21 protein-coding genes are annotated in these 19,366 nt (G+C 68.9%); 13 read left to right on the top strand and 8 right to left on the bottom strand.

Annotated elements, in window-relative coordinates; translation table 11 throughout:
* Positions 1-6: 6 nt before the first annotated feature.
* The 4 genes from O5O54_RS16770 to O5O54_RS16755 are packed head-to-tail and all read left to right on the top strand — an operon-like array spanning position 7 to position 3,643.
* On the top strand, positions 7-741 hold the full coding sequence (locus O5O54_RS16770) for a 3-oxoacid CoA-transferase subunit A (protein ID WP_279482978.1): 735 nt from the start codon (positions 7-9) through the stop codon (positions 739-741).
* Positions 738-1,409, top strand: a complete 672-nt coding sequence (locus O5O54_RS16765; protein WP_279482977.1) for a 3-oxoacid CoA-transferase subunit B — start codon at positions 738-740, stop codon at positions 1,407-1,409. The genes O5O54_RS16770 and O5O54_RS16765 overlap by 4 nt, the downstream gene beginning before the upstream one ends.
* A 1-nt stretch (position 1,410) precedes the next feature.
* Positions 1,411-2,613, top strand: a complete 1,203-nt coding sequence (pcaF, locus tag O5O54_RS16760; RefSeq protein WP_279482976.1) for a 3-oxoadipyl-CoA thiolase — start codon at positions 1,411-1,413, stop codon at positions 2,611-2,613.
* A 4-nt stretch (positions 2,614-2,617) separates the two neighbouring features.
* The gene (locus O5O54_RS16755; protein ID WP_279482975.1) at positions 2,618-3,643 is read left to right on the top strand and encodes a 3-carboxy-cis,cis-muconate cycloisomerase; all 1,026 of its coding nucleotides are present in this window, start codon (positions 2,618-2,620) and stop codon (positions 3,641-3,643) included.
* A 14-nt stretch (positions 3,644-3,657) separates the two neighbouring features.
* Here the strand turns inward: O5O54_RS16755 and O5O54_RS16750 are convergent, their stop codons facing one another.
* Entirely contained in the window at positions 3,658-4,533 is an 876-nt protein-coding gene (locus tag O5O54_RS16750; protein ID WP_279482974.1) for a LysR substrate-binding domain-containing protein, read from the bottom strand.
* A gap of 98 nt (positions 4,534-4,631) precedes the next feature.
* Between O5O54_RS16750 and O5O54_RS16745 the strand changes: the two genes are divergently transcribed.
* Positions 4,632-5,021 carry a tautomerase family protein gene (locus O5O54_RS16745; RefSeq protein ID WP_279482973.1) on the top strand — a complete coding sequence of 130 codons (390 nt, stop codon included), beginning with the start codon at positions 4,632-4,634 and terminating at the stop codon, positions 5,019-5,021.
* 27 nt (positions 5,022-5,048) lie between these two features.
* On the opposite strand, the gene O5O54_RS16740 is transcribed toward O5O54_RS16745, so the two are convergent.
* Positions 5,049-5,384: a helix-turn-helix domain-containing protein gene (locus O5O54_RS16740; RefSeq protein ID WP_279482972.1), complete on the bottom strand. Its 336-nt coding sequence runs from the start codon at positions 5,382-5,384 to the stop codon at positions 5,049-5,051.
* An 87-nt stretch (positions 5,385-5,471) separates the two neighbouring features.
* On the opposite strand from O5O54_RS16740, the gene O5O54_RS16735 reads away from it, so the two are divergent.
* Positions 5,472-6,563, top strand: a complete 1,092-nt coding sequence (locus O5O54_RS16735) for an NADH:flavin oxidoreductase/NADH oxidase (RefSeq protein ID WP_279482971.1) — start codon at positions 5,472-5,474, stop codon at positions 6,561-6,563.
* A 505-nt stretch (positions 6,564-7,068) separates the two neighbouring features.
* Positions 7,069-7,515: a type II 3-dehydroquinate dehydratase gene (aroQ, locus tag O5O54_RS16730; RefSeq protein ID WP_279483075.1), complete on the top strand. Its 447-nt coding sequence runs from the start codon at positions 7,069-7,071 to the stop codon at positions 7,513-7,515.
* A 16-nt stretch (positions 7,516-7,531) separates the two neighbouring features.
* Here aroQ and O5O54_RS16725 read toward each other — a convergent pair whose 3' ends face one another.
* The 3 genes from O5O54_RS16725 to O5O54_RS16720 form a co-directional block, all read right to left on the bottom strand.
* The gene (locus O5O54_RS16725; protein WP_279482970.1) at positions 7,532-9,715 is read right to left on the bottom strand and encodes a bifunctional diguanylate cyclase/phosphodiesterase; all 2,184 of its coding nucleotides are present in this window, start codon (positions 9,713-9,715) and stop codon (positions 7,532-7,534) included.
* A 412-nt stretch (positions 9,716-10,127) separates the two neighbouring features.
* Entirely contained in the window at positions 10,128-10,289 is a 162-nt protein-coding gene (locus tag O5O54_RS22470) for a DUF930 domain-containing protein (RefSeq protein WP_407061722.1), read from the bottom strand.
* A gap of 197 nt (positions 10,290-10,486) precedes the next feature.
* Positions 10,487-11,278: a fatty acid desaturase gene (locus O5O54_RS16720; RefSeq protein ID WP_279482969.1), complete on the bottom strand. Its 792-nt coding sequence runs from the start codon at positions 11,276-11,278 to the stop codon at positions 10,487-10,489.
* Positions 11,279-11,462: 184 nt separating this feature from the next.
* Here O5O54_RS16720 and O5O54_RS16715 point away from each other — a divergent pair, with 184 nt between their 5' ends.
* Complete coding sequence (locus tag O5O54_RS16715; protein ID WP_279482968.1) at positions 11,463-12,005, top strand: sterol desaturase family protein; 543 nt, start codon at positions 11,463-11,465, stop codon at positions 12,003-12,005.
* A gap of 49 nt (positions 12,006-12,054) precedes the next feature.
* Positions 12,055-12,603: a cytochrome b gene (locus O5O54_RS16710; RefSeq protein ID WP_279482967.1), complete on the top strand. Its 549-nt coding sequence runs from the start codon at positions 12,055-12,057 to the stop codon at positions 12,601-12,603.
* A gap of 4 nt (positions 12,604-12,607) precedes the next feature.
* On the opposite strand, the gene O5O54_RS16705 is transcribed toward O5O54_RS16710, so the two are convergent.
* Positions 12,608-13,630: a sodium-dependent bicarbonate transport family permease gene (locus O5O54_RS16705; RefSeq protein ID WP_279482966.1), complete on the bottom strand. Its 1,023-nt coding sequence runs from the start codon at positions 13,628-13,630 to the stop codon at positions 12,608-12,610.
* A gap of 105 nt (positions 13,631-13,735) precedes the next feature.
* On the opposite strand from O5O54_RS16705, the gene O5O54_RS16700 reads away from it, so the two are divergent.
* Positions 13,736-14,605: a LysR substrate-binding domain-containing protein gene (locus O5O54_RS16700; protein ID WP_279482965.1), complete on the top strand. Its 870-nt coding sequence runs from the start codon at positions 13,736-13,738 to the stop codon at positions 14,603-14,605.
* Between the two features lie 114 nt (positions 14,606-14,719).
* A complete protein-coding gene (locus O5O54_RS16695; protein WP_279482964.1) occupies positions 14,720-16,342 on the top strand; it encodes an ABC-F family ATP-binding cassette domain-containing protein in 1,623 nt (540 codons plus the stop codon).
* Between the two features lie 71 nt (positions 16,343-16,413).
* Here the strand turns inward: O5O54_RS16695 and O5O54_RS16690 are convergent, their stop codons facing one another.
* Positions 16,414-17,349 carry a LysR family transcriptional regulator gene (locus O5O54_RS16690; RefSeq protein ID WP_279482963.1) on the bottom strand — a complete coding sequence of 312 codons (936 nt, stop codon included), beginning with the start codon at positions 17,347-17,349 and terminating at the stop codon, positions 16,414-16,416.
* A gap of 71 nt (positions 17,350-17,420) precedes the next feature.
* Between O5O54_RS16690 and O5O54_RS16685 the strand changes: the two genes are divergently transcribed.
* On the top strand, positions 17,421-17,903 hold the full coding sequence (locus O5O54_RS16685) for a DMT family transporter (protein ID WP_279482962.1): 483 nt from the start codon (positions 17,421-17,423) through the stop codon (positions 17,901-17,903).
* A gap of 37 nt (positions 17,904-17,940) precedes the next feature.
* Here the strand turns inward: O5O54_RS16685 and catB are convergent, their stop codons facing one another.
* The gene (gene catB, locus O5O54_RS16680; RefSeq protein ID WP_279482961.1) at positions 17,941-18,579 is read right to left on the bottom strand and encodes a type B chloramphenicol O-acetyltransferase; all 639 of its coding nucleotides are present in this window, start codon (positions 18,577-18,579) and stop codon (positions 17,941-17,943) included.
* 245 nt (positions 18,580-18,824) lie between these two features.
* On the opposite strand from catB, the gene O5O54_RS16675 reads away from it, so the two are divergent.
* Positions 18,825-19,355, top strand: a complete 531-nt coding sequence (locus tag O5O54_RS16675) for a GNAT family protein (RefSeq protein ID WP_279482960.1) — start codon at positions 18,825-18,827, stop codon at positions 19,353-19,355.
* The last annotated feature ends 11 nt before the right edge of the window (positions 19,356-19,366 follow it).

Here is a 19,366-nt window from a genome sequence, read left to right as displayed (position 1 = left end):
GCCACGATGGACAAGACCCTTCCCGACCTCCGGCAAGCCGTCGCCGGCATCCGCGACGGCGACGTGGTGATGATCGGCGGCTTCGGCGGCTCGGGCGCGCCGATCGAGCTGATCCACGCGCTGATCGACCGGTTCCTGGCGACGGGCGCGCCGAAGAACCTCACCGTCGTCAACAACAATGCCGGCAACGGCCATGTGGGCCTCGCCGCGCTGATCGAGCAGGGCATGGTTCGGAAACTCATCTGCTCCTTCCCGCGCTCGGCCGACCCGCGCGTCTTCACAGAAAAGTACCTCGCCGGCGAGATCGAGCTGGAGCTGGTGCCGCAGGGCACGCTCGCCGAGCGCATCCGCGCCGGGGGCGCCGGCATTCCCGCCTTCTACACGCCGACGAGCTACGGCACGGATCTGGCCAAGGGAAAGCCGGTCGAGGAGTTCGAGGGGCGGGCTTACGTGCGCGAACTATGGCTGAAGGCCGACGTCGCTCTGATCAAGGCGCATCGCGGCGACCGGCTCGGCAACCTCGTCTTCAACAAGGCCGCGCGCAACTTCAACCCGCTGATGGCCATGGCCGCCAATGTGACGATCGTCCAGGTCTCGGAGATCGTCGAGCCCGGCGCGATCGACCCGGAAAGCGTCGTGACGCCCGGCATCTTCGTGCAAGGCGTGGTGGAGGTCGCGAACCCCGCCCAGGAAGAAGACCTGAACCGCGCCGATGCGGTCTATCCCCCGAGGGCCGCATGAGCGCGAAGCTTTCCTCCACCCAGATCGCCTGGCGCGCCGCGCAGGACATCGCGGACGGGGCCTATGTCAATCTCGGCATCGGCTTTCCCGAGATGGTCGCGAAGTTCCAGCCGCCCGGCCGCGAGGCGATCTTCCACACGGAGAACGGCATCCTCGGCTTCGGCGAAGCGCCGAAGGCCGGCGAAGAAGACTGGGACCTCATCAACGCCGGCAAGAAGGCCGTGACGCTGAAGCCCGGCACCGCCTTCTTCCACCATGCCGACAGCTTCGCCATGGTGCGCGGCGGGCACCTGGACGTCGCGATTCTGGGCGCCTACGAGGTGGCCGAGACCGGGGACCTCGCCAACTGGTCCACCGGCCCGAAGGGCGTGCCGGCGGTCGGCGGGGCGATGGACCTCGTGCATGGCGCCAAGCGCGTCGCGGTCATCACCGAGCATGTGACCAAGGACGGCAAGCCCAAGCTGGTGAAGCGCTGCTCGCTGCCGCTGACGGGCGTTGCTTGCGTCACCCGCGTCTACACGAGCCTTGCCGTCATCGACATCGAGGGCGGACGCTTCATCCTGCGCGAGAAGCTCCCGTCCCTGTCGGTGGACGAGCTGCAGGCGATAACGGGCGCGGACCTCGTCCTGCCCGGCGCGGTCGCCGACCTCTCCGTCCCGGAGCTTTGACATGCGTGAAGCCTACATCTGTTCCTACCTTCGCACGCCGATCGGCCGCTTCGGCGGGGCGCTGTCGTCCGTGCGGGCCGACGATCTCGGCGCCGTGCCCCTCAAGGCGCTGATGGAGCGCTATCCCGCGCTCGACTTTGCCGCCGTGGACGAGGTGATCTTCGGCTGCGCCAACCAGGCCGGCGAGGACAATCGCAACGTCGCCCGCATGTCGCTGCTGCTGGCGGGTCTGCCCGAGACGGTTCCCGGCACCACCGTCAACCGCCTCTGCGGCTCCGGCATGGACGCGCTGATCATCGCCGCGCGCGCCATCAAGGCCGGCGAGGCGGAGCTCGTGATCGCGGGCGGCGTCGAATCCATGTCCCGCGCGCCGTTCGTCATGCCCAAGGCCGAAACCGCCTTCTCGCGCCAGGCCGAGATCCACGACACCACCATCGGCTGGCGCTTCGTCAACCCGCTCATGAAGGCGCAGTACGGCGTCGATTCCATGCCCGAGACCGGCGAGAACGTCGCCGAGGATTTCGGCATCAGCCGCGAGGACCAGGACGCCTTCGCCGTGCGCTCGCAGAACAAGGCGGCCGAAGCGCAGGCGAACGGCCGGCTGGCTCGCGAGATCGTCCCCGTCACCATCCCCCAGCGCAAGGGTGATCCCAAGGAGGTGGACCGGGACGAGCATCCGCGTTCCACCACGATCGAGACGCTGGCCAAGCTCCCGACCCCGTTTCGCAAGGGCGGCACGGTGACGGCGGGCAACGCGTCGGGCGTCAACGACGGGGCGGCGGCGCTGATCGTGGCGTCCGAGGACGCGATGAAGCGGCACGGCCTCACCCCGATCGCGCGCGTACTCGGCGGCGCGACGGCGGGTGTCGCGCCCCGCATCATGGGCTTCGGGCCGGCGCCGGCCTCGCGGAAGCTGATGGAGCGCCTCGGCCTGACGGAGTCGCATTTCGACGTGATCGAGCTGAACGAGGCCTTCGCCTCCCAAGGGCTCGCCACCTTGCGCGACCTCGGGATCGCCGACGACGACGCCCGCGTGAACCCGAACGGCGGGGCGATCGCGCTCGGCCATCCGCTCGGCATGTCGGGCGCGCGTATCGCCGGCACGGCGGCGCTGGAGCTGCAGCTCACCGGCGGCACCCGGGCGCTCGCCACCATGTGCATCGGCGTCGGTCAGGGCATCGCCGTGGCGCTCGAGCGGGTGTGAGGCGATGGGGGCTCTTCTCGACGCGCTGACGGGCGATCCGGAGATCGCGGCCTTCTTCGCGCCGGAGGCCGAGATCGCGGCGCTCCTGCGCGTGGAGGCGGCGCTGGCCGAGGCGCAAGCGGCACTCGGCACGATCGAAGCGGCCGCCGCCGAGCGCATCGGCGCGGCCGCGCGGGACGTCCGCCCCGACGAGGCGGCCCTGCGTCGGGGCCTTGCGCGCGACGGCGTCGTGATCCCCGAACTCGTGCGCCAGCTTCGCGCCGCGGCCGGCGAGGCCGGGCCGAGCGTCCATCTCGGCGCGACCAGCCAGGACGTGATCGACACGGCGCTGATGCTGCGCCTTCGCGATCTCCTCCTACGCCTCGGCGCCCGCGCGGACACGGTTCTGGCCGAGATCGCGCGGCTCGACGCGCAGGAGGGCACCACGCCGCTCATGGCGCAGACGCGGATGCAGGCCGCGCTTCCCTTCACCGCCGCCGACAAGCTGGCGACCTGGGCACGCCCGCTGCAGAGCCATCGCCGGCGTCTGGCGGAGCTTGCGCGCACGCTTCCCGTCCAGCTCGGGGGGCCGATCGGCCATGGCGGCAGCTTCGGCCCGTCCTACGAAGCCCTGCGGGCGGACCTCGCGGCGCGTCTCGGCCTTCGCGACGCACCGCTCTGGCAGAGCGACCGCACCCCGATCCTCGACATCGCCCATGCGCTCGCGCTCCTCTCGGGCACGCTCGGCAAGATCGGGCAGGACGTCGCCCTGATGGCGCAGAACGAGGTCGGCGCGGTGAAGCTGTCGGGCGGCGGCGGTTCGTCGGCCATGGCGCACAAGCAGAATCCCGTCGGCGCCGAGGTGCTCGTCGCATTGGCCCGGTTCAACGCGGGCATCCTCGGCACCCTGTCCCAGGCGATGGTCCATGAGAACGAGCGCTCGGGCGCCGCCTGGACGCTGGAATGGATGGTTCTGCCGCAGATGGCCGAGACCGCCGGACGCGCCCTCTCGCTCGCAGCCGACCTCCTGCGCGGCGCCCGGTTCGCCTGACGGCGAGGGGAGCGTCAGGCCGCCCCCGTTCCGACCGCTTCGAGGAGAAGCTCCCGGAACACGCCCGTCGCCGGCGTCGCGGACGGCGCCGAATGCAGCACGAGCTCGATCGATCCGAGGGCGGGAAGTCCGGCTCCGGACGGATCGATCTCGCACAGATCGGACGGGATTAAGCCCGCGGTTCGAGCCGTGAGCCCGAGACCCGCGCGAACGGCCGCCCACACGCCCGAGAGGCTCGATGTAGCGAAGACCTGGCGCCACGGCATGCCGGCGGCGTCGAGCGCCGCCGTGGCGCGGTGCCGGAAGGCGCAGGCGCCGTCGAAGGCCACCAGCGCGACCGGTTCGCCGTCGATCGGGTGGTGCTCCGTCCCCGCGATCCAGGCGAGGCGCATGTCGGCGACGATCTCGCCGTCCGGCCGCCCGAGCGCTCCCCAGGTGAGGGCGAGATCGAGCGTGCCCGAGGCGACCGCATCCGCCAGGCATGAGCCGCGATCGACACGGGCCTCCACGCGCACCTTCGGATAGGCCCGCTGGAAACGCGCGAGAAGCTGGGGCAGCCAGGTCTCGGCGAAGTCCTGGGGAACGCCGACGCGGACCCATCCGTCCAGGGCGCCGAGACCGCCGAGCGCCAGCCTTGCCTCGTCGTTGAGGTCGAGGATGCGCCGCGCATAGGCCATCAGCACCTCGCCGGCCTCCGTCGGAACGAGGCCCCGACCGTGCCTGCGCACGAGCGGCTGGCCGAGCTGACCTTCCAGCTTGCGCAGATGCAGGCTGATGGCGGACGGCGACCGCCCGAGCCGCTCGGCCGCCTTGGCGAAACTGCCGAGATCCATGCCGGTCACGAAGGTGCGCAAGACGTCCATGTCGAGGTTGAGGGGAGCGCCCACCATTCGGTTTTCCTCGATCGACCGTTTGAAACTACGCGATTTTCGTAAGGATCGTGACGGGGCATGCTCGCGTCGTCAACGCCAGATCGGGAGCACCCTTCATGCCCTTCGTCCATATCCGCATCGCCGGCCCGCCCCTCTCGCCGCCGCAGGTCGAAGCCCTCCAACGGGGCGCCACGTCGCTTCTCGCCGATCTCCTTCGCAAGAAGCCCGAGCTGACGGCGGTCCTCGTCGAGCGCTGCGAAGCGGGCGCCTGGAGCGTCGCGGGACGGCCGGTCCCGCTCGCCGCGCATTTCGAGGCGACGATCACGGCGGGCACGAACGACGAGGACGAGAAGGCACGCTTCGTGCACGCGGCGCATGCCCTGCTGGCCGAGATCGTCGGCGCCGGTCTGCCGCCGGCGACCTATGTGGTGATTCACGAGGTGGCGGCCGACGCCTGGGGCTATGGCGGACGCACGCAGCTCGCGCGCCGGGTCTCCGCCGGCTGAGCGCCGGGAGGGCGGGGGGCTTCGCCCTCAGCCCGCAGGGCCGGCCTCTTCGCGTGCGGCAAGGACGGCCTGGAGGAGACCGGGAAACCGGTCCTCGATATCCTCGCGCCTGAGCTCGTTGACATGGGCTGGCCCGTCGGTCCGGGTGCGCACCAGTCCCGCCTCCCGCAGCACCCGGAAATGGTGGGACATGCTCGACTTCGGCCGGCCGCGGTCGAGGGCCGAGCAGGTCGCCTCGCCCTCGCAGGCGAGCTGGCGCACGACGCCCAAGCGCACGGGGTCGCTCAGGGCATAGAGCACCTGCGTCAGGACTATTTCTTCGGCGCTGGGATGACGGATGGCACGCACACCGAACCATAGCATGCCCTTGCCGGCGGCTCAATGTTCGAATATTCTCGAACTATCGAAGTTAAGGCCGGCGCTTCGTCCGGCCATGCCGAGGGTTCCCACATGTCGTCCCTGTTCACCCCCTTCCGCCTGAAGGACGTCGAACTGCGCAACCGCATCGTCGTCTCCCCCATGTGCCAGTATTCGGCCGTCGAAGGGGTCATCAAAGACTGGCACGAGGTCCATCTCGCCGGCCTGGCCCGTGGCGGAGCCGGGCTCGTCGTCGCCGAGGCGACGGCCGTCTCGCCCGAAGGGCGGATCACGCCGGGATGCGCGGGTCTATGGACCGACCGGCAGGGCGAGGCCTGGGCGAAGGCGGTCGCGGCGATCAAGGCGGCCGGCGCGGTGCCGGGCATCCAGATCGGCCATGCCGGCCGGAAGGCGAGCGCCAACCGTCCCTGGGAGGGCGACGACCACATCGCGGACGGCGATCCTCGCGGCTGGTCGACGATCGCACCGTCCGCCGTCGCATTCGGCGCCAATCTACCGAAGGTCCCGAAGGCCATGGACCTTTCCGAGATCGAGCGCGTGAAAGCGGATTTCGTCGCTGCCGCGCGCCGGGCGCTCGCGGCCGGCTTCGAATGGCTCGAACTCCATTTTGCCCACGGCTATCTCGCCCAGAGCTTCTTCTCCACCTGGTCCAACAAGCGCGAGGACGCCTACGGCGGGGATCTCGAAGGGCGCGGCCGGTTCCTTCTGGAGACGCTCGCGGCCGTGCGCGAGGTCTGGCCGGATCGTCTGCCGCTGGCGGCCCGGTTCGGCGTGACCGAGTTCGACGGATCGGACGATCTGGAGGAGGGGATCGAAATGGTGCGGCGCCTCAAGGCGGGCGGCCTCGATCTCATCGACGTCAGCATGGGCTTCACGACGCCGACCGCGCAGATCCCTTGGGGACCCGCCTTCATGGCCCCGATCGCCGAGCGCGTCCGCCGGGAAACGGGCCTGCCGGCGACGACCAGTTGGTTCGTCAGCCAGCCGGCCGAAGCCGAGGCCCTGGTCGCGGACGGAAAGGTGGACCTCGTCTCGCTCGGACGCCCGCTTCTCGCCGATCCGCACTGGCCCTATCGGGCGGCCCTCGAACTCGGCGTCGACCAGGCGGCCTGGACACTTCCCGCGCCCTACGCCCACTGGCTGCAGCGCTACCGCACGGCCTGACAGGCCAGCCGCCGGGCGGCCTGCAGTCTAGCGCGGCGCGACGGGCTGTTGCTCAGGATACCGATCGCGCGCCGAACGCGGACTTGGCGTGCGGCGGCCCCGGACCTCCCGGGGGGGTCGGACGCCCGCGCTACCCCCGTCTCGGAGAGTAGGAATGCCGGCGGGCTTCAGCCGTGCAGGCGGAGGGTCTGCCGACGCCTGCATGGCAGACATCGATCCTGGACAGGTGTCGTCCCGCCGAGGTTCGGTCGCGGGGCAGGAGCCGGACGCAGCCACGGCAGCAGCGACTGCCGGAGAAGGAGGGGCTATTGGCGAGGCTGGCGACGCATTCCGGCGGCCGAGCCTCGTCGGCCCGAAGGGGAGCGCTGTCATTTGCGGCGTCGGCAAGTCTGGTCAAGACCGCCAGTCTTGACCAGACTTGCCTCCGCGCGTGCTGAGCGTCGCCGACCCGACACAACGCCTGTCCAAGATCCCTAACAGCCTCGAGACCTTCGAAAGCCGCACCATGAGCCTGATCTTCGTCCTCAACGGCCCCAATCTCAATCTTCTGGGCAAGCGCCAGCCCCACATCTACGGCACGGAGACCCTTGCCGACGTGGAGCGCGACTGCCGGGCTCTGGCAGGCGAACTCGGCCACGAAATCCGGTTCCACCAGTCCAACCGCGAATACGAGATCATCGACTGGATCCACGAGGCGCGCGAGACGGCCGTCGGCATCGTCATCAACCCGGCCGCCTTCACCCACACCTCGGTCGCGATCCTCGACGCGCTCAATACGTTCGAGCCGCCGGTGATCGAGGTCCATATCTCCAACGTCCACAAGCGCGAGAGCTTCCGCCACCATTCCTACGTCTCGCTGCGGGCGGACGGCGTGATCGCGGGGCTGGGAACGCAGGGCTATCTTCTCGCCCTCCGGCGCGTCGCGGCCCTCTGCGCCGCGCCTCCCGCATGAGCGCGGGCGCGGTCGGTCAGCCGGCCAGCGCCTTCGTCCGCAATGGGGAGTGGCGCGCCGGGGTCTTCCGGCGGCGCGCCTCGCCTCCGACCAGGAGATCCCGGATCGCGCCGGCCTCCATCGGCCGCCCGGTGTGCCAGCCCTGCGCCTGCGACCAGCCGTTGGCGCGCAGCCAGTCCAGCTGCTCGGCGGTCTCGACGCCTTCGGCGGTGGTCGTCATGGCCATCGCCCGGCCCATCTCGCCCGCCGCCCGGATGATCGCCTCCGACTGCGGGGAGCGCCCGATGTCGCCGACGAAGCAGCGGTCGAGCTTCAGTTTGTCGAAGGGGAAGTGCCGGAGATAGGACAGCGAGGAATAGCCGGTGCCGAAGTCGTCGAGGGCGATGCGCACGCCCGCCTCGCGCAGGGTGTGCAGCATGGCGAGGTTGCGCTCGCTGTCCTGCAGGAGCACCGATTCCGTGATCTCGAGCTCCAGGCGCGACGGGGCGATGCCGGCGTTGGACAAGGCGTAGAGGACGCGCTGGGGCAAGGTCTCGTCGCGGATCTGGACCGGCGACAGGTTGACCGCGACGGTCCGCTCGCCCGGCCAGAGGGCCGCCTGCATGCAGGCCTGGCGGAGGATCCAGTCGCCCATCTCGACGATCAGGCCCGTGTCCTCGGCGAGCGGGATGAACTCGCCCGGCGAGATTTCGCCCATCGTCGGATGGCGCCAGCGCACGAGCGCCTCGGCGCCCGCGATCCGGCCGGAGGCGATGTCGAGGAGCGGCTGGTAGACGAGGCGCAGCTCGCCGAGCACCAGCGCGACGTCGAGATCGACCTTCATGGTCTGCCGGGCCTGCAGGCGCTCGGCCATGCCGTCGTCGAAGGCGCGGATCGCCCCGCGCCCCTCTTCCTTGGCGCGGTAGAGCGCGATGTCGGCGGCCTTGAACAGGTCGTTGGCCGAGAGGTGGGCGGGCGAGGAACTGGCGGTGCCGATGCTGGCGGCCAGCTTGATCGCGATGCCGTCCACGAAGAAGCAGTCGGTGAAGCTCTCCATGAGGCGCTCGGCCAGCGCCGCGACGCTGCGCCCGTCGTCGCCCGGCCTGTGGATCACCGCGAACTCGTCGCCGCCGAGCCGGGCGAGGAGATCGCCCTCGTCCAGCGACGACCGGAAGCGGAGCGCGACCTCCTTCAGGAGCTTGTCGCCGACCGGATGGCCCAGCGTGTCGTTGACCTCCTTGAAGAGGTCGAGATCGAGAAGCAGCACGCTGGTGTCGCGCTCCGTTCGCCCCTCGAAGCCCTCTTCCAGCGCCTTGTTGAACAGGGCGCGGTTGGCGAGCCCTGTCAGGTCGTCCCGGTGAGCCTGCTCGACCAGCGCCTCGCTGGCGCGCATGACGTCGGTAGTGTCGCGAAAGAACACGGCCAGCCCGTCGCCCGTGGGGCAGACGTTGAGGGTCAGCCACCCGTCCGCGCGCACCATCCGGGCCTCGAAGCGAACGGGTCTGCCGGTCTCCATGGCCTCGCGGCAGCGGGCCTCGTATTCGGTGCTCTGGTGGTCGGGAAAGAGATCCCAGAGGCCGTCCCCGGCCTTTCCCTCGCACATCTGCGCGATGAGCTTGGTGGCCCGCGCGTTCATGAAGGTGATGCGCCAGTCGCGATCCAGCACCACGACATGGTCGGTCGTGCTCTCCAGCACGCTGCGGGTGAGGGCTTCGCTAGCTTTCAGGGCCTCTTCGGCCGATCTGCGTTCCTGGATGTCCTCCAGCGTGCCGTACCAGCCGGAGAGCGAGCCGTCGGGCACCGTGCGGGGCGCGATGCGCAGGTGGAACCAGCGCGGCTCGCCCTCGCTCATGACCAGCCGGAAGTGGCCGTCCGCCGCCTCACCGGTGGCCAGCGCCTGCCGCCAGATGGCGCCGGCCGGCTCCCGATCCTCGGGATGGACCGCGGCGACCCATCCCGTCCCGAGGCTGTCCTCGAGTTCAAGGCCGGTCAGCGTCGTCCAGAGCGGCGCCATTTCCAGGATGTCGCCGTTCGGCGCCGCGCTCCAGGGAACGAGGCGGCGCAGTTCGCAGGTATGGCGATGCCGGGCCTCGCTCTCGCAAAGCCGCGCCCGCAACGCCGCGTCGGACCGCTCGAGCGCGGCGATCCGCTCCTCCGCCGCAGCGAGCCTAACGGACTGTTGGTCGGGACCCGGCTCGAGCGAGGGGTTCGGAGACGGCATGGGAATGACTCAGGCTCTCACCGATAGGCAGCTGAAATGTTGCCGTCTCTTGATAGGCCAAATCGCTGAAGATTGCGTTGCATGGGTTATGCGAACTCTGGCCCGGAGGCGACAAGAGTCGGTTTCGCCGAACAGCGGTCAGGCAGGCGCGCCGGCTGGAGGAGCGGGGAGACGGCGCCGGGTGAAGGCCTTGGCGCCGGATGCCGCAAGGGGCGGACGACCTCCGCCGTCCTTGCCATGCCGCACGATCAACCGCCCGCCTGTATCGAGGCGAGCGAACGGGGCGTGCCATGGCCTTTTAGAGCAGGTGCGCACGATCTGATGCCTGTGGACGTCGTGCCATGCGCAGTCAGGGGAACAGCCGATGGTCCTCCCAGTCCTTTCGCTGGACGGCCGTCGCCGAAACGATGTCCTAGTCGACCGCCTTCACATGGAGGCGGTCCTGCGTCACCGCGCATCGGAACCGGAGCCTGAACCAGTTCCCGTCGTTGCGAAAGGCCGCTCCTTTCGCCCGGACGGCGCGATCGCCCGGACCAATGCGCGCCGCTAGGGATGCCGAGCGCTCGACGTTCATCCGCTTCTCGCGCGCGTCCTCAGCCGCGAACGAAGGGGAAGCGTCGCACGTCCCGATCTTCGGGAGAGAAGGCCATGCTCGATCAAGCCGGCAATGATCGACGGAAGAGAAAGCGCCGGACGGCTCTTTTCTTGCTGTAGCGTCTGCCGACGAGCCCGAAGCTCTCCCGATCCGACCTTGAGGTCTTGCCCCCGCCGTCAGCGCGACCGGCGCCACTGCGACGGCAGGCCCCACCAGGGTACCCAGGGCTGGGCATGGTGCTCGTGATGATAGCCGAAGTGGAAGCACGAGAGGAGCGAGGCGAGATAGCCGAACTCGTTGGAGCGCGCATTGTGGCGGTCCTTGAAGCCGCTTTCCTCGTGTCGGTGCGGGCGAAACGTTCCGAAGTAGAAGAGCTGCAGCGATGACAGGAGGGAGGGCATCCCGTAGAACAGGACGACGTTGGCGACCGGTGCACCGAGCACGAGGATGTATACGGTGACCACGCTGCTCACGAAGAGGATCGAGCGCCGCCCGAAGTAGCGTGCGAAGAAGGTTCGGAACCAGGGCCAGAAGCGCTCCGGCTCGTCGACGAAGAAGTCCGGGTCGTCGGCGGTGCCCGGCGCGTCGTGATGCGCCATGTGCGCACTGCGGACCTTGCGCCAGGCGAAGCCCGCGTAGATCGTCAGGATGAAGGCGCCGATGGCCGAGTTGACACGCGGCCGGCCCGGAACGAGCGATCCGTGCATCGCGTCGTGCGCGACGATGAAGAGGCCGACCGTCAGCCAGCACTGGACCGCCACGATGATCGGAACCAGCGGCGCGGTCCGCCAGCCGAGGTCGAGAAAGAACACGGCGGCGACATGGATCGCGATCCACGAGACCAGAACGCAGGCGGCCAGCGTCAGGCCGATCGCGGCCTGGAACGGGCGCAGCGCCGGGCGCGCGGGGGGGCCGCTCGCGGGATGGGCCGCCCGTTCGGCGGCAGGAAGGACAATCGCATCGGCCATGGCCGCAAACCTATCTGAATGTCGCTTCGGGAAAAGCGGTGTGCGTCGTTATGCCGGCGCCGGAGGGAGTCCCGACCGGCCATGCGCGGATCGGGCGCGCGGCCGGCGCTTGGCGCATGCGGGGATGCCTGCCATATGTCCTAACGGGGTGCGACCCTCCGAAGATCCAATCTGCCGAGCGACCATGAGTTTCGACATGCTTCTCTACGCCCTGATCGTGCTCGCCACCGTGGCGGCGATGGAGGGATTTGCGTGGGCGGCGCACAAATACGTCATGCACGGCCGGAGCGGCTGGGGCTGGCACAAGTCCCATCACGAGGAGACCGAGGGCTTCTTCGAGAAGAACGACCTCTACGCCGTCGTATTCAGCATCTTCGCCGTCGGTCTCTTCTTCGTCGGGCATTTCCTGTCGCCGGTGATCCTCGCGATCGCCTGGGGCATCACCCTCTACGGGCTTCTCTACTTCATCGCCCATGACGGCCTCGTCCACCAGCGCTGGCCGTTCCGCTACATTCCCCATCGCGGCTATGCCAAGCGCCTGGTACAGGCGCATCGGCTGCATCATGCCGTCGAGGGGCGAGATCACTGCGTGTCGTTCGGCTTCCTCTACGCCCCGCCGATCGACAAGCTGAAGGCCGAACTGCGCCGCTCCGGGGTGCTGGACCGGGAGCGCATCGAGCGGTCCGTGACGTCACAGGGTTCGGCACACGCGCCCGTGCGCGACTGAGGACGGCGAAGCCGGGCCGCGACAGCCGGCCCGAAACGGGGAGGAGCACGTGGAGCCCAGCGTCACCGGTTACCGAACGCCGGCTCGGATCCTGCACTGGACGGTCGCCATCCTCGTCCTCGCGCTCGTTCCCGTCGGACTGGTCATGACCGGCGACGGCATCGCCCGCGGGCTCCAGGATACGCTGTTCATCGCGCACAAGAATCTCGGCACCGTGGTCCTCGTCCTCATGCTGGCGCGGATCGCCTATCGCCTGACGCATCGGCCGCCGCCGTTGCCGGCTGGCCTGCCGCCGCTCCAGCGCCGCGTCGCGGCGGCCGTCCACGGCGTGCTCTACCTTGTTCTGGCCGTCATGGCGGTGTCCGGTTTCGTCCGGGTCCAGGCCGGCGGATTTCCGATCGAACTTCTGGACGCGCTCGGTCTGCCGCCGCTCGTCCCCAGGTCGGACGCGGTGGCGGAGACGGCCAAGCGGATCCACGTCCTGACGCACTATCCGTTGATCGCGCTGATCGCCCTTCACATCGCCGGCGCGATCCACCACGCAGCCGTGCGGCGCGACGGACTGATCCGTCGCATGTGGCCGCCGGTCGCCCCTTGAGCCCTCAGCCGTAGAGCCACCGCGCCATGGCGGCATAGAGAGGCAGCCCGACGACGATGTTGAAGGGGAAGGTGATCGCGAGCGAGCAGGTCAGGTAGTAGCCCGGATTGGCGTCCGGCAGGGCGAGGCGCACGGCCGCCGGGGCGGCGATATAGGACGCGCTGCCGGCAAGGACGCCAAGAATGATCGCGCCCCCTTCCGAGAGCCCCGCGGCATGGGCGAGGGCGATCCCCACCGCGGCGTGAAGGACCGGCATGACGATCGCGAAGACGGCGAGCCGCGCCCCGACCTGCCGGAATTCGTCGAACTTGGCTGCCGCGAGGCGGCCGAGTTCGAGAAGGAACAGGCAGAGAAGGCCGGGAAACAGATCGACGAAAAGCGGCTTCACCTTCGCAAGGCCCGTCGGTCCGATCAGAATGCCGATGACCAGGCCGCCGGCCAGAAGCAGCACGCTCTTCGAGGCGAAGGCGTCGGAGACGACGCCCGCTAGGCGCGGCCCGACCGACAGTCCCGCTTGACCTCCGAGAACGGCCGCACCGTTGGGACCGGCGTATGAGGCCGAGGCGAGCGTCGATACGCCGGCGAGACCGATCGCGACGACGATCGCCGGGATCTCCATGATCGCCAGCAAGGCGGCCGCATATCCCTCGTAGGCGATCCCCTGCTGGTTGAGGAGCGCCGTCGCGGCCGCGAACGTGACGGCCGAGACCGAGCCGTAATGCGCGGCCATGGCCGCCGCATCGGAAACGCCCAGGCCCGCGAAGCGACGCAGGAGGGCGTAGCACCAGAGCGGGATGGCGCAGCCGAGGAACAGCGCGGCGGCGATCGGCGTCGCCAGTTCCGCCGGCGACTGCCCGGAGAGTTCGACGCCGCCCTTCATGCCGATCGCCAGCATCAGGTAGATCGACAAGGCTGCGACCACCGGCTCCGGCAGTCGGAGATCGGACCGTAGGGCGACTGCGACCGCTCCCAGCACGAAGCAGAGGATCGCGGGCGAGAGAAGGTTGGAGGCTGCGAGATCGAGCATGAAACGGGCTCCTTTCGGACGGGCCGCTCTCCCTGCCGTGATCCGCACCTTTTGAAAACTGAATAGTTCTGGCTTTTGTCATTGCGTTTCGCAATGATGGTGCCCATGCCGCATCGTCTCGATCACGACCTCCTGCGAACCTTCGTCACCGCCGCCGAAAGCGGCAACCTGACCCGTGCCGCCGAACGGTTGCGGCTGAGCCAGCCCACGATCAGCCTTCAGCTCAAGCGGCTGGAGCAGGCTTTGGGATGCCGGCTCATCGATCGCAGCCCCCGCAGCTTCCATTTGACCGGGGAAGGCGAGACGCTGCTGAGCTACGGCAGGCGCATCCTCGCGCTGGCGGACGAGGCCATCGGGCGCCTGACCGATGCCAAGATGACCGGACGGGTCCGGCTCGGAACCCCGGAGGATTTCGCGACGACGCATCTGTCCGGCGTGCTTGCGGCCTTCGCGCGGGCGCATCCAGGGGTGGCGCTCGAGGTCACGACCGATCTGACGCTGAACCTCATCGACCGCTTCCAGAACGGCGAGTTCGACATCGTCTTGATCAAGCGCGATCCGGTGGGGCCGAGCGCCGGGGTGCGCGTCTGGCGCGAGCCCCTGGTCTGGACATGCGCGGCCGACAAGGGCTCCGGCTTCGAGGATCCCGAACGGGATTTGCCCCTGGTCGTTTCCCCGCACCCGTGCGTCTACCGCCGCCGCGCCCTGCGCGCGCTCGACGAGGCGGGTCGCGACTGGCACGTCGTCTATACCTCGACATCGCTCGCCGGCGCGCAGGCCGCCGTGCGCGCGGGGCTCGGCGTGACGGTGCTCCCGGCCGGCATGGTGCCTCCGGACTTTCGAAAGCTCGACGGCAAGGCCGGGCTTCCGCCGCTTCCCGAGGCGGAGATCGCGCTGATGCTGGCGAGCCCCGTCGATCAAGCCGCCGAGCGGCTGGCGGATCATATCGTGAGTTCACTGGAACGGGAGGGCTGAGGCCGGCCGGGGAGGGCGGCCTGCAAAAGGCGGCGCTGCGGTCCGCGGCCCCTTGCGCCGCGGCAGGGAGGATGGTTTGACGCGGCTTCCTCCTTCCGCCTCTGGAATTTTCGCATGATCCGCCTCGAGAGCATTGGCAAGCAGAACGGCAAGCAGATCGTCTTCATCGAGGCATCTGCTGCCCTTCAGCGCGGCGAGAAGGTCGGCCTTGTCGGACCGAACGGCGCAGGTAAGACGACCTTGTTCCGCATGATCACCGGCCAGGAACTGCCGGACGAGGGTCAGGTCTCCGTCGATCGCGGCGTGACGATCGGCTACTTCAACCAGGATGTCGGCGACATGGCGGGCCGCAGCGCGGTGGTCGAGGTCATGGACGGCGTCGGACCGGTCAGCGCGCTCGCCGCCGAGATGGCGGAGCTGGAGGCGGCCATGGCCGATCCCGACCGCGCCGACGAGATGGACGCGATCATCGCGCGCTACGGCGAGGTTCAGGGGAGCTACGACGAACTCGACGGTTATGCGCTGGACGGGCGGGCGCGCGAGGTGCTGGACGGCCTCGGCTTCAGCCAGGCGATGATGGACGGCGACGTCGGAAAGCTCTCCGGCGGCTGGAAGATGCGCGTGGCGCTGGCCAAGATCCTCCTGATGCGCCCCGACATCATGCTGCTCGACGAGCCGTCGAACCATCTCGATCTCGAAAGCCTGATCTGGCTCGAAGGATTCCTCAAGGGCTTCGACGGTGCCGTGCTGATGACCTCGCACGACCGCGAGTTCATGAACCGGATTGTCAACAAGATCATCGAGATCGACGCGGGCGCGCTGACCTCCTATTCGGGCGACTACGAATTCTACCGCCAGCAGCGCGCGATCGCCGAAGTGCAGCAGCAGGCGCAGTTCGAGCGCCAGCAGGCCATGCTAGCCAAGGAGGTCGCCTTCATCGAGCGCTTCAAGGCGCGCGCGAGCCACGCCGCGCAGGTGCAGAGCCGCGTGAAGAAGCTCGACAAGATCGAGCGGGTGGAGCCTCCGAAGCGCCAGCAGACGGTGCGCTTCGAGTTCCAGCCGGCCCCGCGCTCAGGGGAGGACGTGGCGACGATCAAGGGCGTCTCCAAGCGCTACGGCGAGCGCACGATCTACGAGGGGCTCGACTTCCAGGTCCGCCGCCGCGAGCGCTGGTGCGTCATGGGGGTGAACGGCGCTGGCAAGTCGACGCTTCTGAAGCTCATCGCCGGCACCTCGGAACCCGACTCCGGCACGGTGACGCGGGGGCCGAGCGTGAAGATGGGCTACTTCGCCCAGCATGCGATGGAGGTGCTGGACGGCGATCGCACGGTGCTGCAGTCGCTGGAGGACAGCTTTCCGCAGGCGGGCCAAGCCCCCTTGCGCGCGCTCGCCGGCTGCTTCGGCTTCACCGGAGACGATGTCGAGAAGAAGTGCCGGGTCCTCTCGGGCGGCGAGAAGGCACGGCTGGTCATGGCGCGGATGCTGTTCGACCCGCCGAACTTCCTCGTCCTCGACGAGCCGACCAACCATCTCGACATCGCCACCAAGCAGATGCTGGTCGAGGCGCTGTCGCGCTTCGAAGGCGCGATGCTCTTTGTCAGCCACGACCGCCATTTCCTGGCGGCTTTGTCCAACCGCGTGCTGGAACTGACGCCGGAAGGTCCGCACCTCTACGGCGGCGGCTATTCCGAATATGTGGAGAGCACCGGGCAGGAAGCGCCGGGGCTGCGGAGCTGAGAGCGGCGGCGGTCCGATCACGCCCCCTCCAGCAGGCCGAGATGCTCCCGTTCTCGACGGGAAGCCCGACGCTATCCAGCCGGGAGCGGCGCCGGGCCGGATAGGGATGCATCCGCCACGGCGGCGCGCAGCCAGAGATGGGCGGGGTCCGCCTCGCGCCGTTCATGCCAGACCTGCACGAAGGGAAACGGCTGGATCGGAAACGGCGGCGGGAAGACGGTGAAAGCGGGATCCATCTCCTGAAGGGCCAAGGCCTTGCGTGCGACGGTGAGAACGAGGTCAGTACCTCGGATCAGTCGCGGCGCGTGGCCCCAGTGCGGGAGGGTGAGGGCGATGCGGCGCGAATGCCCGGCCGCGTGCAGGGCCGCGTCGATCTCGGTGCCGCCCTCGTCCTTCATGGCGACGAGCATATGGGGACGGTCGAGATAGGCTGTCAGATCGAGGCGCTCGAACCCCTCCAGACTGTCTCGATCGGCAAGGCAGGCGAACGTCTCGATAAACAGCGTCCGGGCCTTCAGCGTCTTCTGCAGATCGGGAAACACGCCGAGGGCGAGATCGCATTCTCCGTCGAGCACGTGCCGCAGCATGCCGTCCCGGCTCGACTGCGTGACGACGAGGTCGATCCCCGGCGCCTCCACCCGCAGCCTTCTCAGGAGACCGGCAAGGATCACGGCCGAGCCGTAGTCCGACATGGCCAGGCGGAACGTCCGTTTCTCGTCCGCCGGCTCGAAGCCCTTGGGACCCAGAACCTCCTGCACCTGTCGCAGGGCCTCCGCGAGGGCGGGTCCGATTTCCAGCGCCCTCGCGCTCGGGGCGAGGCGTCCGTCGCGCCGGACGAGGAGCGGATCGTCGAAAAGGTGCCGAAGGCGGCCGAGCGCGTGGCTCACGGCCGGCTGGCTCATGTTCAGTCGTGCGGCCGCACGCGACACATGCCGCTCGGCAAGGAGCGCATGGAGAACAACCAGAAGATTGAGGTCGATGCCGCGAAGTGCATTCGGGTCATGCATAGCGCGGATGCTATATCGGAATTTCCATCGATCAAACAGATAGGGCACCTCATTGAGCCAGGAGGTGCATCATGCAAGCCAATATCCTGCTTCTCAGCCTGGCCGCGGTCGTCACCGGCGCGGTGGTCCCGTTCCAGGCTGGCGCCAACGCGGCTCTCGGACGGATGCTCGGCCATCCGCTTTGGGGAACGGCCGTCTCGCTCTGCGTCAGCTTCGCCTGCATCCTGCCCGTGATGATCCTCGGCCAGGTGGGGGCGCCCAACCTGTCGCAACTGGCGCAGGCGCCGCGCTGGATCTGGATCGGCGGGCTCGTCGGCGTCGTCTATATCACCGGGGCGCTCATGCTGGCGCCCAAGCTCGGCGCCGCCGGCTTCATCGTCGCGGCGATCGCCGGGCAGATGCTGGCGTCGATCCTGATCGACCGGTGGGGGCTCGTCGGCCTTCCCTCGCGGCCGGTGTCGGCCTCCCGGCTCGTCGGACTCGGCCTCGTCTTCCTCGGACTGATCGTGATGCAACTGAACGGGTTCGGCGCGAAACCGCCCGCCGGTTCGTGATTACCGGCGGGCGGAGGCCGGGCGCTCGCGCCAGCGGTCAGTCCGCCGGTGCCACCACCGTCCGCCAGTGGCGGTGAAGGGCCGCCACGTCGCCGCTCGTCAGAAGGGGCATCGCGCGCTTCAGCTCCTCGTCGCTCCAGTCCCACCAGCGCATTTCGAGAAGCCTGGTGATGTCGGCCTCGCCGAAGCGTCGGCGGATCGTGCGGGCGGGATTGCCGCCGACGATGGCGTAGGGGTCGACGTCCCGCGTCACCAGCGCCCGCGTGCCGATCACCGCGCCGTCCCCGATCGTGACGCCCGGCATGACGACGGCTTCGGTCCCGATCCAGACGTCGTTGCCGATCACGGTATCGCCGGCAGGGCGATAGCCGTTCTCCGCGCCGGCGAACGTGGGAACGTCCGACATCCAGAAGAAGGGGAAGGTGCTGATCCAGTCGTTCCGGTGCCCCTGGTTCCCGGCCATGATGAAGGCTGCCCCGGAGCCGATCGAGCAGAACGAACCGATGACGAGCTTGTCCACCCCTTCGTCCGGCAGGAGGAAGCGGGCGCATTCGTCGAAGCCGTGACCGTGGTAGTAGCCGGAATAGTAGCTGTAGCGCCCGACCCGGATGTTCGGGTTGGTGACGAGGCGATCGAGCGTGATGCCCTTGAAGGGGCTCTCGAAGACGTTGTGCATGATGAAGACCGTTGGTTCGCAAGCCGCTCATGCGGCGACGGTTCACCCGAGCTGTCGCGGGCGAACGCCGACAGGCGACCGTCTCGGTCGTCTGCCTCCAGCTCCTCGCGTCAGCGACGCGGAAGCGCGATGCGGATGGTACTGTGGGCTGCCTTCATCGCCCGATGATGGACCATTCGGCGTCCCGTGCCAAGTTCGGCCTCGGGCGGCGCATGGAACCGACGGCGGACACGTGGAACGGACTGATGCATAGGATCGAAACGGAGCGCCTGCGCCTCAGGAACTTTCGGAAGGACGACGCGCCGGCGCTTCTCGCCTATCTCCGCGAGCCGACGGTACGATGTTTCCTGTCCTTGCAGCTCGCCGACCTCGCCGCCGCCGAGACGGAGGCGACCCGGCGGGCCTCGTCCGACGAGCATGTCGCGATCGCCCTTCGCGATTCCGATCTCTTGATCGGCGATCTCTTCGCCACCCACGAAGAGCCCGACACCTACTCCGTCGGGTGGAACCTCAATCCCGACCACTCGGGCGCCGGGCTGGCGCTGGAGGCGGCGCGGGCGCTGTTCGCGCATCTCTTCGCCGAGAAGGGGGCACGGCGCCTCTACGCCTATGTCGAGGTCGATAACGTCCCTTCCCGGCGCCTGTGCGAGAAGCTCGGCATGCGGGTGGAGGGTACGTTCCTCGAGTTCGTGACCTTCACCGACGGCCCCGACGGACGTCCGATCTACGAGGACACGATGCAGTACGCCATCCTGCGCCGGGAATGGACGCGCTGACGGCGCCGCCG

The sequence above is a fragment of the Aureimonas sp. SK2 genome (assembly GCF_029813115.1).
Lineage (GTDB): Bacteria > Pseudomonadota > Alphaproteobacteria > Rhizobiales > Rhizobiaceae > Aureimonas.
Note: the sequence above shows the minus strand (reverse complement) of the source record. Positions and strands in the feature narration are given on the sequence as shown.